Here is a 15,317-nt window from a genome sequence, read left to right as displayed (position 1 = left end):
CTCCGGCCGGGTCGGCCTGCCCGCGCTCCGGTCGTTCGGTCAGGTGTTCTCAGTGATCGGGCCGTCGTTGAGATGCCGGCTGGGGTCTCCGTGTGCCCCTAGCCCGCCCGCGACCCGGCCGGCGATCATCGAGGTGGACATCTGCTGGAACATCTTGTTCACCGAGTCCTCCGCCTCGCCGTAGTTGATGGACGCGAGAATCACAGCGTCCGCGATATGGGTAAGGACCCCCACATCAGGATTCGCGTCGGTGCCGAAGAGATTGATCATGGCGGTGGCCCACGCGTCGTTGAACGCCTTCGCCTCGTCAGCGGTGTCGCCGACCCAGCCGAGCTTCAAGTTGTTCCAGATGTCGACAATGCGCTTGATGCTGTCGGCGACACCTTGGCCGTACAACACCAGCGCCTGGTTCATGGTGACGAACATGCTGTCCGGATCGACCCTGATGACCAGCGATCGATCGCCGTAGTACGGAGGTACCGGCATCGAGCCCCTCCTGCCTCGGTTCGGACCGCGGGCGCGCGTCCGCAACACCACATTGCCTTCAGGGAAACGTATCGAGCGGTTTATCAAACCGGCCAGTCATTACATCCGGGACGTTGATGGGCCGCACGATCCGGAGCGACCATGGAGCGCCAGATCCATATCAGGAAGGTGATCTTCGTGGCTGACGATGTACCGCCGGACGTTACTCCGCCCACCCTCGGTCAGACATGGGAGCTGTTCGGGCCTCCCATGGACGGCACGCTCGACCTGCCGTCGGGCCCTCGGTTCGGCCACGCCGTCCCCGCCCGGGGTCCCAAGGAACCGCCGGTCGTACCAAACTATGTGGTGTCGCCGGGCAGCATCGAGGGCGCCACTTCGCAGATCCTGAACCGCACCCAGGACCTGACCGAAAGCTACAACTCGCTGAAGGACTACATCTCCAGCACCAAGTCCTGGATCTACTCGGTACCCGACGACCACACCATCGGCGAACAATGGGGCAGCAAAGTCAACCCGCAGCACCTGACGGATCCACACCCCGACTGGACGCAGCAGATGAGCGCCGTTTCGGACAACGTCCTGCTTCAGGTGGCCGACGCGGTGGAGACGACCGGCGAGTTCGTCCGTGCGCTCAACAACGCGGGCCAGTTCTACACCAGGGCGGACAAGGACTCCGACCTGCCCACGCTGCCTGTCCATCTCGAGGGCCATTCGTCGAAGATGGAGAACCAGGCCCCCGACCAGAGCTGAGGAACGGCGTGCCACCAATGCAATGGAACAGGCTGAGCGCCCGCGGTCGACCCGCCGGCGCTCAGCCTGTTCAGTGCAGGTTCTGCACGTTGGTGTTCTCGGTGTTGACGTAGTTCTCGTACGCGGTCTGCATTCGGTGGATCGCGTCGTCGAGCAGCGTCAGCAACGACTGCGTCACGGTGTTGAAGGTGTCGGCCAGCGGCGGGAACGATGCGCCAGCCGGGCTTTGCCAGAGGCTTTCGATCGTCGCGAACTTATCCTTCATCGCCGTGAAGTCGGCGTTTATCGAGTCCCGCTCCGCGGACACCTTACCAATCGCATCGTGCAGCGCGGGAATCTCGACCGCAAAGTCGATCTCGGTGCCGTCCGGTGTCCATATCTTGATGACTTTCCCGTCCGGCCCGATCTCCACGACGGATCCGTCGTCGTTGTGCTCGAACGCGTCACCTTGGTCGTCATAGGTGATCGTGAAGGAGTGGCCATCCTTGGTGACACCGGCGGTCGGCCGGCCCTTGTCGTCGAACCCGGTGAACGTCGTCCCGTCCGCCGTGACTTCCTTGATGACCTTCCCGTCCGGCCCGATCTCCACGACGGATCCGTCGTCGTTGTGCTCGAACGCGTCACCTTGGTCGTCATAGGTGATCGTGAAGGAATGGCCATCCTTGGTGACACCGGCGGTCGGCCGGCCCTTGTCGTCGAACCCGGTGAACGTCGTCCCGTCCGCCGTGACTTCCTTGATGACCTTCCCGTCCGGCCCGATCTCCACGACGGATCCGTCGTCGTTGTGCTCGAACGCGTCACCTTGGTCGTCATAGGTGATCGTGAAGGAATGGCCATCCTTGGTGACACCGGCGGTCGGCCGGCCCTTGTCGTCGAACCCGGTGAACGTCGTCCCGTCCGCCGTGACTTCCTTGATGACCTTCCCGTCCGGCCCGATCTCCACGACGGATCCGTCGTCGTTGTGCTCGAACGCGTCACCTTGGTCGTCATAGGTGATCGTGAAGGAATGGCCATCCTTGGTGACACCGGCGGTCGGCCGGCCCTTGTCGTCGAACCCGGTGAACGTCGTCCCGTCCGCCGTGACTTCCTTGATGGGCTTACCGCTCGGATCAGTCACCATCACCGAGCCGTCGTCGAACGTCTCGGTGGCACCGCCTGACGGGTCGTAGGCGATGGTGAAGCCGAGGCCGTTGGGCGTCGTCCCCCGCGTCGGCCGGCCCTGGCCGTCGAAATCCGTGTAGGTCGTGCCGTCCGCCGCTATCTGCCGGATCGGCTTACCGCTTGGATCGGTCTCCAGCACCGTACCGTCGTCGAACTTCTCGAACACGTCACCCTGCGCGTCATAGGTGATCGTGAACCCGATACCGCCCGCCGTCACACCCGACGTCGGCCGACCACCACCATCAAAGCTCGTGTACGTCGTGCCGTCCGGCGCCACCTCCCGGACCGGCTTGCCACCCGGATCGGTCTCCAGCACCGTACCGTCGTCGAACTTCTCGAACACGTCACCCTGCGCGTCATAGGTGATCGTGAACCCGATACCGCCCGCCGTCACACCCGACGTCGGCCGACCACCACCATCAAAGCTCGTGTACGTCGTGCCGTCCGGCGCCACCTCCCGGACCGGCTTGCCACCCGGATCGGTCTCCAGCACCGTACCGTCGTCGAACTTCTCGAACACGTCACCCTGCGCGTCATAGGTGATCGTGAACCCGATACCGCCCGCCGTCACACCCGACGTCGGCCGACCACCACCATCAAAGCTCGTGTACGTCGTGCCGTCCGGCGCCACCTCCCGGACCGGCTTGCCACCCGGATCGGTCTCCAGCACCGTACCGTCGTCGAGCTTCTCGAACACGTCACCCTGCGCGTCGTACGACAACGTGAAATGAGTGCCGTCCGCCGACACACCATCCGTCGGGCGCCGCTGGTCATCGAAACCCGTGTACGTCGTGCCGTCCGGCGCGATCTCACGAATCGGCTTGCCGCCCGGATCGGTCTCCAGCACCGTACCGTCGTCGAACGTCTCGAATACGTCACCCTGCGCGTCGTACGACAGCGTGAACCTGACGCCGGCCGGTGTCACGCCCGACGTCGGGCGTCCCTGGCTGTCGAAGCTCGTGTACGTCGTGCCGTCCGGCGTCACCTCTCGAACGAGCTGGCCGGACTGGTCGAGGTACAGGCTCGAGCCGTCGGGCAGCTGCTCGGTCGACGTGCCGTCCGGCTGGTACGTGCGCACCGAACCGTCCGGGTTCCATTGACGGGTGGGGTTGCCGTCCGCGTCGTACTCCACGCGGGTTCCGTCCGGCATGGTCTGGACGGCTGGTTGCTGCGGCGTGGTCGGGAGCGCGCCGACGCGGGCGGTCATCTCGGGTGGTCCGTCCGAACCGGTCATGGCGGCCTCCTGTCAGCCGACCATGGTGCGGCCCATGCCGACCAGGTCGTCGAACACACCGAAAACCCCGAGCGCCAGCGACACCGCCGCGACGTTGCAGAGCACGCCGACGATGTCGATGAAGCGGTACCGGTCGGGCCGCATCGTCGCGCCCGGCACCGCACCCGCGGCCGTGGTGAGGACCGGCATCGTTTCCGGCTGGCGGCGCATCATCGACCCGGCCATGCCGACGCCGACCAGTGCCGCGCCGAGCGCCGCGAGGCCGGCGACGGTCACGGTCCCGTTGAGGTGGTAGCGACTCATCAGCGCGACCAGCGCGCTGAACAGGCCGACCACGCCCGCGCCGCCGATGAGGATCAGCTCGTTGGTGAACCCGCGCTGCCGCGCACGGACGAGCAAGGCCACGCCGACGACCGCGGACAGCGCGATGGCGAATCCGCCGCGCGATGCGGCCAGGACCACGAAGGCCACAGCGAGCGCCAGGGTGGGCCCGGCGATGACGACGGTCAGCAGCCGGCGTGAGCGGATCAGCAGCTCGGTTACCGACCGCTCCATCGACGCCGGGCCCTTCGACGGCCGCCGCGACCACGCGGCGATGCCCGCGGCGAGCAGTTTCGCGACGCCGAGGAAGGCCAGCGCGGCGATGACGACGGCGGCGCTGGTCTGCACTGCGTTCGTGTGCAGGGCGATGAATACCGGCGCCACGACGGCGGCCACGCCGAGTTCGACCGCCAGGGCGATGATGACGGCCTCGGGCAGCGCGGCGAGTGCCATCAGCGCGGCCACGTTCGCCCCGCCGACGGCGCCGGCCCAGGCGTACCCGCCCCCGGCCAGCGCGGTCGCCACGAGCGCGCCGGCCGCGGCGAAGCACGGCACCGCGGTCACCATCATCAGCAGCCGCAGGCCCGCGGGTACCGGCGTCTCGCGCTGGCTGAGCGACCAGCCGCCGGCCACCATGACGAGGCCCGCCGCGATGAGGGCGAGCGCACCGCCGATCGCACTTCCCTGGTACCACAGCGCGAGCAGCCCGGTGGCGAGCAGCCACAGCAGGCCGAACCCGATGACGACGAGTCCAGCCGGCGGGGCGTTGTCGCGCTGCGACTGGGCCTGTTCGGCGACGATCTCGCCGACGTCCTCGACGATCGGTTCGGTGTCCGGGTCGCGTGCGACATCCCGCAGGTACAAGATCTGACCGTCGGTGACGCCGGCCGCCCCGAGCGAGGTGTCCAGCGGCAACGCCGCCTCCCCGGCCAGGGCCAGCGACCAGGCGGCGGGGAGCGCGTTGCGGCGCTCCTGCCCGCACAGGTCGGCCAGGCCGGCCGCGTATTCGCCGATCGGTGCGGTGGTCGGCAGCGCCACGTCGACGCGCTTGCGCACGCCGACTACCGTCACTCTGCTCCGCGCGTCAAGCATGGCCGCGCTCAGCGCTTCCAGGTCTGCACGTTGGAGGACTCGCAGTCGGTGTAGTTGTTCCAGTTCAGGTTCATCGTCTGGGCGATGACGCCGAGGACGCCGGTCGGGCCGAACAGGCCGTCCGCGGCGATGTTCCACTCCTGCTGCAGGCCCTCGTAGTACGCCTGCGCCGCACCGGTCCAGGTCTGCATCAGCGGGGCGAGCTGGCTCTTCAGCGACGACAGCTCCCCCTCGATCTGGGTGGCGACGCCGTTGATGTAGTTTCCGGCTCCCTGCAGGTCGCTGGGTACTTGAAGCATCGATCCCGTGACGTCGGGCATGGCAGTCTCCTTGTGTGGTCGGTCGGATGGGGAAAGCGGATCAGAGTCGCGCGCCGGGCAGGTCGCCCTGGATGGGAACCAGGTTCGAGATGTTCTGCTGCTCGGTGTCGGTGTAGTTGACGTAGTTGCCGCGCAGGCCCGAGCCGATGTCGGTCAAGGCGTTGTTGAGCATCTGGCCGAACGTGTCGTAGTCCTGCATCAGCGCCTGGAACGTCGTGGCGGCCACGCCGTGGTAGGTCGCCTCGAGGTTGACGACGTACGACTTCAGCGCCGCGAGCTGGGCCTGGATCTCGTTGGCCGTGGCGTCGCAGTTGGCCGCCGCGTTCGCGACGTACTCCGGAGTGACTTTGAAGTCCACTTCTGCACCCTTTCTTCACATCAACAGGTTTCATTTGGTACCGCGTACGACAGCGCTTGTGGACACCTCCTCAGTTGGGTGCCAGTGCCGATGCCGCCGATTCGGCGGCCTCCTGGGGCAGCGCGATCTGCACCAGGGCGTTGGGGGCGCTGCGCCGCACCAGCACGCCGCGACCGGGTGGCCGCGGGGCCGCGCGCTCGTCGCCGAGCAACGGCCCTTCCCGCGGGTCGCCGTCGAGCACCAGGCCGTCACAGCCGAGCTCGCGGATGCGGGTCATCAGGACGTCGGCCATCGACGCGCGGCTCATCCCGGTGACCCGGCGGGCCAGCACGATGTGCAGGCCGACCTCACGCGCGTGCGGTACGAACTCGGCCAGCGGTGCGAGGGGCGAGCCGTGGCCGGTGCCGACCAGGTCGTAGTCGTCCAGCACCACGTAGATCTCCGGCCCCTCCCACCAGCTGCGCGCCTGCAGTTCGGCCATGGTGACGGTGGACGGCGGCAGCCGCTCGCGCAGCTTGTCGCAGACCTGCTGGACGTACACCTCGGCGGCCCGGCCGTCCATGGCGTACGCACCGAGGTGGTCGGCCGGAACGGCGTCGAGCAGCGAACGCCGGTAGTCGACGAGCACGATCCGGATGTCCAGGGAGGAATGCCGGTCGACCAGCCCGGCGATCCAGGTCCGCAGGAACGAGGTCTTGCCCGACCGGGAGTCGCCCAGCACCATGAAGTGCCGGGTCTCGCCCGACAGGTCTACGGTGACCGGAGCCAGGTCGGCCTCGGCCAGCCCCACCGGTACGCCGGTGCTGCGCACGGGGAGCTCCCGCAGCTGTGCCAAGGTGAGCCGGGCCGGCAACATCCGCACCGCCGGGGCCGGCGCCCCGGTCCAGCCCGCGCTGATCTTCGCCAGCGCGTCCTCCTGCGCCTCCCCGATACCCTCCGCGGTCTCCTGACCGTCGAGCCGGGGCAGCAGGAGCTGGAAATGCACACCCGGCTGGGCGATACCGCGGCCCGGCACGGCGGTGGCGATCCGGGCCGCCAGCCGCCGGTTGACCTCCGACTCGGCCGGGTCGTTCAGGCGCAGCTCGACCCGGGTACCGATGCTGTCCCTCAGCGCGGGCCGGATCTCCAGCCAGCGGCTGGCCGACAGCACCAGGTGAACCCCGACACCCAGCCCTCGGGCGGCGATGTCGGCGACCAGCGGCTCGGCGTCCTCGAGCTCGCTGCGCACCGCGCCCCAGTTGTCGATGAGCAGGAACACGTCGGCGGTCCGCAGCCCGGCCGGCAGGCGACCGGCCGCACGCCGGGCCCGGAAGTCCGCGATCGAGTCCACCGACAGCTCGCGGAACAGCTTCTCCCGGGCCACGATCAGCCCGCGGATCTCGGCCAGGGTACGCCGGACGAGCTGCTGGTCGCCGCGGCCGGCCACCGAGCCGACGTGCGGCGCGGACTGGTACTGGTGCAGCGTGCCGCCGCCGAAGTCGATGGCGTAGAACTGCGCCTCTTCCGGCGTCAGCGTGAGCATCCCGGCCAGCATGATGGTGCGCAGCGCGGTGCTCCGCCCGGTCTGCGGTGCGCCGACCACCGCGAGATGGCCGTGCGGCCCGCCGAAGTCCATCACCAGCGGTTGCTGTTCCTGTTGCAACGGCAGGTCGATGACCCCGATCGGTACCTTCAGTGTGCCCGGCTGCGCCCAGATCCGGGCGCCGTAACCGCGACCGGGCAGCAGACCGGGCGCGCCGATCAGGTTGTCCATCGCAATCGCGGCGGGCAGCGGCGGCAGCCAGACCTGGTGGGCGGGGCGGCCGACCTGCTTCAGCCGGTCGACCACCACACCGAGCTCGGTCGGGCCCGGCCGCTGCTCGGCCGAGGCGGGGGCCCGGTCGGGTGCCGGCGTCGCCTCGGCCGCGGGCCGCTCGCGGATGCCGAACGGAACGATCGCCGACCGCACGGCCCGCTCCTGCGCCCGTTGCTGCGCCGAGAGGTACGGACCGGACACGTGCGCCACGCGGAACCGCTGATAGACCGACTCGTCGACCTTCAGGTACGCCGATCCTGGTACCGGTGGCAGCCGGTAGGCGTCCGCCGTGCCGATGACGGTACGGCTCTCCTGGGCGCTGAAGGTACGCAGGCAGATCCGGTACGACAGATGTGAGTCGAGCCCTCGCAGCCGCCCCTCTTCCAGGCGCTGGGTGGCCAGCAGCAGGTGCATCCCAAGGCTGCGACCGACCCGGCCGATCTGCACGAACAAATCGGTGAACTCGGGGCGGCCGGACAACAGCTCGCCGAACTCGTCGACGATGATCACCAGGTACGGCAGCGGTTCCAGCGGTCGCCCGTCCGGGCCGGGCCGTCCGGCCGCCTGCCGTTGCTGGTACTCCCTGATGGAGTCGAGGTTGCCCGCCTGGCGCAGTAGTTGCTGGCGGCGCTGCTGCTCGCCCTGCAACGCGGCCTGGACCCGATCGATCATCGCGGCGTCGTCGGAGAGGTTGGTGATCAGGCCGGCGACGTGCGGCAGGTCGGTCAGCGGCGCGAACGCCGCGCCGCCCTTGAAGTCCACGAGGACGAAGCTGATCGTCTCGGGTGAGTGGGTCACGGCCAGCCCGGTGACGAGCGTACGCAGCAGCTCGCTCTTGCCCGAACCGGTCGCGCCAACGATCAACCCGTGCGGCCCGGAGCCGCCCTGCGCGGACTCCTTGATGTCCAGGACGACCGGTTCGCCGTCGCCGTCGCTGCCGATCGGTACCCGCAGCAGGCGTTCGCCGGTGGCGTTCCCCCACCGGCCGGTGATGTCGGCGGTCGCCGGGTCGCCGCCCAGCAGCATCTCGGTCAGCGACACGATCCGGCTCAGCACCTGGTCGCGTTCGTCCGACAGGCGCAGCGGGGCCAACCGGCGCGCGATCAGCTCGGCCGTCGCCGGAGACACCACGTCGGGCACCACAGACTGCGCGGTGGCGGCGACCAGCGCCGGCGTGCCGGTGACCTCCAGTTCGTTGGTGTCGGTCAGCTGGATGCGCAGGTCGACCCGGCTCGGCTCGTCGACTTCTCGCTCGGCCAGGAAGATCAGGGTGATGCCCAGCTGCGGGCCGGCCGCCTCGAGCAACGCGCGCAGCAGTGCCGAACGGCCCCACTCCGATACCGGGTCGAAACCGGTGAACAGCACGATCAGGCGCCGCTGGACGGGCGCGCTGCCGCGGTCGAAGCCGATCTGGCCGCGCCGCGCGGCGGCCTGCTCCTGCCGGCGCTGCAGCTCCCGCTCGAGGTAGTCGGCGAGGTCCTCCGGGCCGGCGGCGACCAGCGGCACAACCCCGGCCTCGCTGGGCGCATCCGGCTCGATCGTGTGCGGCAGCCACTTGGCCGACTCCCAGTCGCCGACGGACGCCTCCACCGCGATCGCCACGTCCTCGGGCGCGTGCAGCACGGCGATCTGGCACAACAACGCGCGCACCACCCCGTCGGCTGCCGGCCTCGGGCCGAGAACGCTGATCACACCGCCGGCGCCGACGTCCACGACGCTCGGTTGCCCTTCGACCCGGCCCATCCGGTCGACCAGCTTCTGCGCGGCCTGCAGGCAGTCCCAGTCGTACTCGGCCATCGGGTCGAGCCGGGTACCGATCTGCATCGGCGTTGACAGGTGCGCCTGCCCGACGCCGAGGCGGATGCGCAGGAAGTCCGGGTCGCTCTGGCGCCGCTCCCACACCCGGTGGTAGCCGGTGACGATGCCCCACAGCCGCTCCGGTTCGGGGTGGACCAGCGCCACGTGCATCCGCTGTACGGTCGCCACGGCCCGGGCCTGCGACCGTACCGCGGCGAGGTGGTTGTTGTACCGGGCCCGTTGCCGCTTGCCGGCCTTGCGGTTGGCGCTGCGCGTCTGGACCTGCATCGTGACCGTGGTACCGATGGAGACCAGCACGAAGACGATACCGATGACGACCAGCAGCGGTCGGCCGAAACTGATCATGTAGCCGACCATGGCCAAGCTGCTGATCAGTGGCAGGACCATGCTGACCCAGGTCGAGGCACCCGTGCCCGAGCGCGCCTCCGGTGGCGTCGGTAGCACGACCTTCTCGTCGGACAGCGGCGGCGGCAGGAACCGCGCCGGACGGTGAAACGCGAGCCGACTCATTCCACTCCTCCTCCCGGCTCAGCCGGCGCACATGACGCGGACCTGGGTCACCGCGAGCCGGGCCGCCGGCTGAGCAGGGACCCCCTGGTTGACCAACTGCACCGCGATCCCGCCCTGACTGACCGGATACGTGCCGGCCGATCGCCACTCGCCGCGCGCCGCGGTCTGGTCGAGGACGAAGGACGCCAGCCGGCCGCCGCCCGGTCCGGCCGTGACGAAGAACTGTGCGGTGGTGGCGGCCGAATCGGCCGGCTGTTCGGCGGCGGGCAGGTACACCGAGATGGTGCAGCGGTTGATGTCGGCCGCGGGCTTGAACCACCAGACCGCCGAAACGTTCTCGGAGGGCTTGTGCGCGTCACCGCTCATCGGGATCGCCTCGAAGGTGCCGTGGCAACCGTCGTACGCCCACCCGCCGCGCGGCGCCGTGTGCCAGTCGGCCGTGCGCCCCGTGACGTCGAACCCGCGGTCCGCCCCGGTACCGCAGTCCCAGCCGCTGACCGCGCTGTACTGCGGTGCCGACGACACCCGTGGCCCGGCCGCCGCGGCCGGCGTGGACAGGGTTATCGGGTGCAGCATCTGCAGGGCCACGCCGATCACCACCGCGACCGCCACCGCGGCCATCGTGACCATGAGCGTGACGTGCACCCGGGCGACGGGGCGGTCTCCACCCGGCCGGGCCCAGGACTGTGCGACGAAGGCGCGGACGAACTCCTGGCGGTCCACGGAGGTCCGGGAGGCGGGTGGTCCGGACACGGCCGCGGCCACCGGCGTCACGGCCGGCTCCGGCTCGCTCGGCGACGGCGTGGGGGGCTCCGTCGGCGCCGGCAGGTGCTCCGGCGTCACCCGGCCCAGCGCGACCGGATCCGGATCGGGCCGGGCCGGGCCATCGGCGCTTGGCATGGCAGGCAACGGTGTCCTCCTCGGGTTTCGCGCCAGGGTTCCATGCGTCTACTACGCGCGGCCACCGCGACTGGTTCCGCTTTGTTTCTCCGAACGCCGGGAAATGCCGGCGACACAGCCGTCGCGGACGCCAAGTGCCGCACACGATCGGCCGACACGTTCGATCGTCCAATGTGGCCGTGCGGGCCAACCATGAATCTCGGGCGAGGAGCCCGCTCAGCCCGCAGGGGTCTCCCCAGCTTCGGCCGGCAGGCCGGTCGCAGCGGCGGCCTCCCGGCGGCGGGCGCCACCCGACCGGCTCGCGCCGACCGAGACCTCGACCGGTGTCTCGTCCGGCGCCACGACCGGGGCCACCGGCACCGCCGCCGGTTGACGTTCCCCGGCCTCGCCGGCCTCGTCGACGTCCGATGTGGACAGCCGGGACAAACGTTCGCCGGCCGTCGCGGCACCGGCGGGTTCCGTCACCGGCGCGGCGGTCCCGCCGAGCACGGGGTCGTCCGGCCGGATCGCGCGGCGGGCCCGGAGAATGAGCAGGACGACGGTGACCAGAGCCAGCAACGCGATGATGACCAGTGCGTACACCCGGTGCGGATGAGGCTCGGCGGGACGGGTCGCGACCGGCTGCGCCGCCGGCGCCTGGTCCTCCTCGGGAAGCAGCCGGGTCACGGCCAGCCCCGGATCGATCATCCCGGCACCGGCCCGACCGGACGTGGGCTGACCGGACGCGAGCTGACCGGAGGCGGTGGAACCGGAGGCGGCAGGGCTGCCCACCGGGTCGGTGGTCGCCTCGATCCGGTGCACCGTCTGGGCCGCGGTCAGGTGCGGGAACCTCGCCCGGACCAGTGCCACCTCGCCCGCCACAAAGGCGGCGGCGTACTGGCCACCGGTCACCGAGACCGGGCCGACTCCGCTGATCCCCAGAGCGGCGACAGCCACCCCGGGAGCGACCACGTCGACGGTACCGGCGGGGTAGTGCAACGCCGCGCTGCCGTCGATGCCGACCGCCCCGACGCGGAGCAGAGTGGCGGCCGGCGGCACCGACGGGGCGGCCGACGGGGCGGCCTCGCGGTCCAGGGCCGCGGTGACGACCACGGCGTCGTGCGCCCCGGCGTCGCGGATCGCGGCGGCCACGGTCGGGTCGGTCCGGTCGACATAGGTGCCGAGTACGACCACCTTCGCCCCGGAGTTGGCCGCGAACTCGATCGCCGCGACCTGGTCCGGCACCGTCGCTTTCGGGTTCGTGGTGACCAGCCGGACGGGCAGGATGGTCGCGTCCGGCGCGACCCCGGTCACCCCACCGGAACCGGAGTTGGCGCGCGCGGCGATGATGCTCGCCATCGCGGTACCGGTACCCAGGCAGTCGGTGTCGCCGCGGCCGGAGCCGGAGACGATGTCAGTGCCGACGGCGACCCGCCCGCTGAGCGCCGGCAGGTTGGCATCCACGCCCGAGTCGACGACCGCCACCGTGACACCCTTGCCCCGGCTGTAGTTCCATGCGTGTTCGGGCGCCACTCGCAGGGCCGCCCACTGGTCCTGGTTGCCCGGCACGCTCCGGCCGCCCGCACAGCCCCCCGGCGGCGGCACGGCCGCGGGCGGGCCGGTCGGCCGGCTCGTCGGTGTCGACGATGCCGAGGGGGCCGGTGACGCGCCTGGCGCGGGCACGGTGGTGGGGAGCTGCCCATACTGCACACCATCGCCATGCGCGTCCCAGGGCAGCACGAGATACCAGTCGGCGCGCAGGTTCGCCGGATCGCTGAGGGCACCGCCGGCCGGCTGCGGGCGACCGACGTTCAAGTTGAAGATCTCCTGGCTGCGACCGGCCGAACCCAGGAACCGCCCGGCGATCTCCGGCAGGTTCTCCGGCGAGCCCTGATAGGATTGCGCGACGGTGTAGTACTTCTGGTACTCCTGGCCGCTCGCAGTGGGCGCGGCCGACGCCATCGAAGGCGCCGACATCCACGCCACGATCAGGACTGTCAAACTCAGCAGGACGACCGCACATCCGCGTGACCGCCCTTTCCGCATGGCAGGCACCGGCATCCTCCTTGACGCACCTCGATCATTCCGGTCCGGCGACCAGATGGGCACGGCCGGTACTACGCGCCGGGACCGAAGTCCGTTCGGACGAGTTTCACACAAGGAAATTCATCGAACCGGAACGCTCGGTCCGCCGTCGTGTATTCGCGAGCGGCGACGGACACTGGAGGCGAACGTGGCGATGAGCGGGATTCGACGGTTTGCCGGCGAGCACAACCTCGGCCGGTACCTCCGGCCGGGCATGCCGCTCGTGACGGTCTCAATTGTGGCGCTGCTGCTGGTTTTCGCGCTCCTCGCCGGCCTCGGGGTCCTCGCCACGTCCACGCGGAACCCGGAGGCGTACGCCGGGACACCGGTGCCAGCGGCCCTGCGCCAGCCCATCGCGACCGCCGCGCTGTCCTGCCCGACGCTGACACCGGCGCGCCTGGCCGGGCAGCTGATGGCCGCGTCCAGGTTCGACCAGAACGCCACCTCGGCCGACGGCGGCACGGGAGTCGCCGGCCTGACGGACGCGGCGTGGGCGAAGTGGGCACCCGACCCACACTCGGTACGCGCTGACGCGGCGAGCGCCGTATTGGCCCTCGCTCACCAGATGTGCGACCTGGTCGGCGCGGTACGCGGGACCAAGGTCACCGGGGACCCGTGGCGCACCGCTCTCGCCGCCTACCGGGTCGGCGTCGACGCCGTTGTCCAGGCCCACGGGGTGCCGCCCGCCGCGACAACGTACGTCGACCAGGTGTCGGGCTACGCCGACTGGTACGCCAAGCAGCAGACGCCCACGACGGCGGGGAGCGGCGCCGGCCCTGCCCGCCCGATACCGGCGGCGTATCTTCCTCTGGTGCAGGCCGCCGGGAAGGTCTGCCCGACGGTGACGCCCAGCCGCTTGGCGGGACAGCTGATGGCCGCGTCGGGCTTCCAGGCCGATCTGATCGGGCCGACCGGTGCCATGGGTATCGCCCAGTTCCGGCCCGACATCTGGGCGCAGTACGCCCCGTCGGGCAGCGCCTCGCCCGGGGATCCGAAGGCGGCCATCCCCGCGGTGGGTACCGCCATGTGCGATCTGGTCGCGCAGCTGACCCCGCTCGGCGGCGACCCGTACCAGGTTGCCCTGGCCGCGTTCTGGCTCGGGCAGCAACCGGTACGCCAGGCCGGCAAGGTACCCGACTCCACGGGCATCGGCGACTTCGTCAAGACCGCGCTCGACTACGCCCACGCCTACGCCACCGACGCGGCCCTCAGTGCCGGCCAGCTGGCCGCCCCGACCGACCCGAGCAGCGGGCCCGGCCGCGACAGCTCGCAGCCGACCACCGCGCCGCCGGCGACGGGCCGGCCGGGAACGCCCCCCGCCCAAGGGACCGTGGTGACCGTGCAGGCCACCCGTGTCCTGGAACGCGGTCAGTCGATCCAGAGCAACCGCACCCGGCTGGTTATGGAGAACAACGGAGAGCTGACCGTGTACGACGAGACCGGCCGGAAGCGGTGGAACTCCCCGACCACCGGGCGCGGGTACAAGATGGTCTTCCAGGACGACGGGAACCTCGTGGTGAACGACCAGAGCGACACGAGCATATGGACATCCAACACGCCCGGCCACAACGGCGCGACGCTGGTTTTGGAGGCCGACGGCAACGTCTGTGTCGTGTACCAGGGCGCCGTGATCTGGGCGGCCAACACCGCGCACTGACGCCACCGGTCCACCGTGGCGCCGGAACACCGCGCACCGCAAGCAATGTGAACGGGCGCCGGCAGCGCGCCGTAGTACCGACCGACAAGCAGGACATCTGCGTGAGGGGTGATGGTCAGGTGGGGCAGCTATCGACGGCCCGGTCTGAGCAGATCGGTCAGCCGGCCGCGCCGGACCTGATCGGACCGGTGGACGGACACACGTTCACCGTGGCCATCGTCGACGACCAACCGGTCCGGCGCGGCGGCATCGAACGGATCGTCGCGCCTGACCCGACGCTGTCGATTGTGGCGTCGGTCAGCTGGGTGGACGAGCTGTTCACTGTGGACGTGTGTCCCGATCTGGTGGTGCTGGACCTGCCCGCGGGTACCAGGGACGAAACGGTGGCGCTCATCGCGCATGTGGCGGCACAGAGCAGACCAATCGTCATTTCCGCGTGGGACACGGCGCCCTCACTGCTGACCGCGGTCCGGGCCGGCGCGTGCGCCTGTGTGAGCCGCCAGGCCGACCGGTCTGCGGTGGGCACGGCGATCCGGGCCGTCGCAGGTGGCGGGTTCTACGTGTGCCACCGGCTGCGCGAGCAGTTCCACCACGAGCTGACCAGCCAGCCCCGGGACGACTCCACCGGGCTGGCCCCACGCGAGGTGGAGACACTGCGCTGGATCGCCCGGGGCCTCACCCAGGCGCAGATCGCCCGGCGGATGGGGCTGTCGCAGGCCACCATCAACACGTACGCCAAGCGGATCCGCACGAAGCTCGGCGCCACCAACAAGGCGGAGCTGACTCGGCTGGCCATCCAGCTCGGCCACCTCGAAAGCGACCGCCACGCCAGTACGGCGGCGTGAGCCGCC

The 15,317-nt window shown here is 70.2% G+C and carries 11 protein-coding genes; 3 read left to right on the top strand and 8 right to left on the bottom strand.

The genetic code is table 11. The features are described from left to right. Nucleotides 1-39 precede the first annotated feature (39 nt). Entirely contained in the window at nt 40-486 is a 447-nt protein-coding gene (locus ACQEVU_RS14825; RefSeq protein ID WP_433323697.1) for a WXG100 family type VII secretion target, read from the bottom strand. 141 nt (nt 487-627) lie between these two features. Between ACQEVU_RS14825 and ACQEVU_RS14820 the strand changes: the two genes are divergently transcribed. Continuing rightward, nucleotides 628-1,236 (top strand): hypothetical protein, encoded by a 609-nt coding sequence (locus ACQEVU_RS14820; protein WP_433323695.1) that lies wholly within the window; start codon nt 628-630, stop codon nt 1,234-1,236. A 70-nt stretch (nt 1,237-1,306) separates the two neighbouring features. Here ACQEVU_RS14820 and ACQEVU_RS14815 read toward each other — a convergent pair whose 3' ends face one another. The 7 genes from ACQEVU_RS14815 to ACQEVU_RS14785 form a co-directional block, all read right to left on the bottom strand. Then, nucleotides 1,307-3,631, bottom strand: coding sequence for a hypothetical protein (locus ACQEVU_RS14815; RefSeq protein ID WP_433323693.1), 2,325 nt, complete (start codon nt 3,629-3,631; stop codon nt 1,307-1,309). Between the two features lie 12 nt (nt 3,632-3,643). After that, entirely contained in the window at nt 3,644-5,044 is a 1,401-nt protein-coding gene (locus ACQEVU_RS14810) for an EsaB/YukD family protein (RefSeq protein WP_433323691.1), read from the bottom strand. A gap of 8 nt (nt 5,045-5,052) precedes the next feature. Further along, the gene (locus ACQEVU_RS14805) at nt 5,053-5,364 is read right to left on the bottom strand and encodes a WXG100 family type VII secretion target (RefSeq protein ID WP_433323689.1); all 312 of its coding nucleotides are present in this window, start codon (nt 5,362-5,364) and stop codon (nt 5,053-5,055) included. A 40-nt stretch (nt 5,365-5,404) separates the two neighbouring features. After that, nucleotides 5,405-5,722 (bottom strand): WXG100 family type VII secretion target, encoded by a 318-nt coding sequence (locus ACQEVU_RS14800; RefSeq protein ID WP_433323687.1) that lies wholly within the window; start codon nt 5,720-5,722, stop codon nt 5,405-5,407. A 70-nt stretch (nt 5,723-5,792) separates the two neighbouring features. After that, nucleotides 5,793-9,845, bottom strand: a complete 4,053-nt coding sequence (gene eccCb, locus ACQEVU_RS14795) for a type VII secretion protein EccCb (RefSeq protein WP_433323685.1) — start codon at nt 9,843-9,845, stop codon at nt 5,793-5,795. A gap of 18 nt (nt 9,846-9,863) precedes the next feature. Further along, the gene (locus tag ACQEVU_RS14790; protein ID WP_433323683.1) at nt 9,864-10,745 is read right to left on the bottom strand and encodes a hypothetical protein; all 882 of its coding nucleotides are present in this window, start codon (nt 10,743-10,745) and stop codon (nt 9,864-9,866) included. A gap of 216 nt (nt 10,746-10,961) precedes the next feature. Beyond that, nucleotides 10,962-12,701, bottom strand: a complete 1,740-nt coding sequence (locus tag ACQEVU_RS14785; protein ID WP_433323681.1) for a S8 family serine peptidase — start codon at nt 12,699-12,701, stop codon at nt 10,962-10,964. A 262-nt stretch (nt 12,702-12,963) separates the two neighbouring features. Between ACQEVU_RS14785 and ACQEVU_RS14780 the strand changes: the two genes are divergently transcribed. Together ACQEVU_RS14780 and ACQEVU_RS14775 are read left to right on the top strand one after the other, a co-directional pair. Further along, complete coding sequence (locus ACQEVU_RS14780) at nt 12,964-14,466, top strand: hypothetical protein (protein ID WP_433323679.1); 1,503 nt, start codon at nt 12,964-12,966, stop codon at nt 14,464-14,466. Nucleotides 14,467-14,513: 47 nt separating this feature from the next. After that, entirely contained in the window at nt 14,514-15,311 is a 798-nt protein-coding gene (locus ACQEVU_RS14775) for a response regulator transcription factor (protein WP_433323677.1), read from the top strand. Nucleotides 15,312-15,317 lie beyond the last annotated feature (6 nt).

Origin of the sequence: Dactylosporangium sp. CA-139066 (assembly GCF_050936175.1) — a bacterium.
In the GTDB taxonomy this organism is placed as follows: Bacteria; Actinomycetota; Actinomycetes; order Mycobacteriales; family Micromonosporaceae; genus Dactylosporangium.
This window is presented reverse-complemented; position numbering and strand designations above follow the sequence as displayed.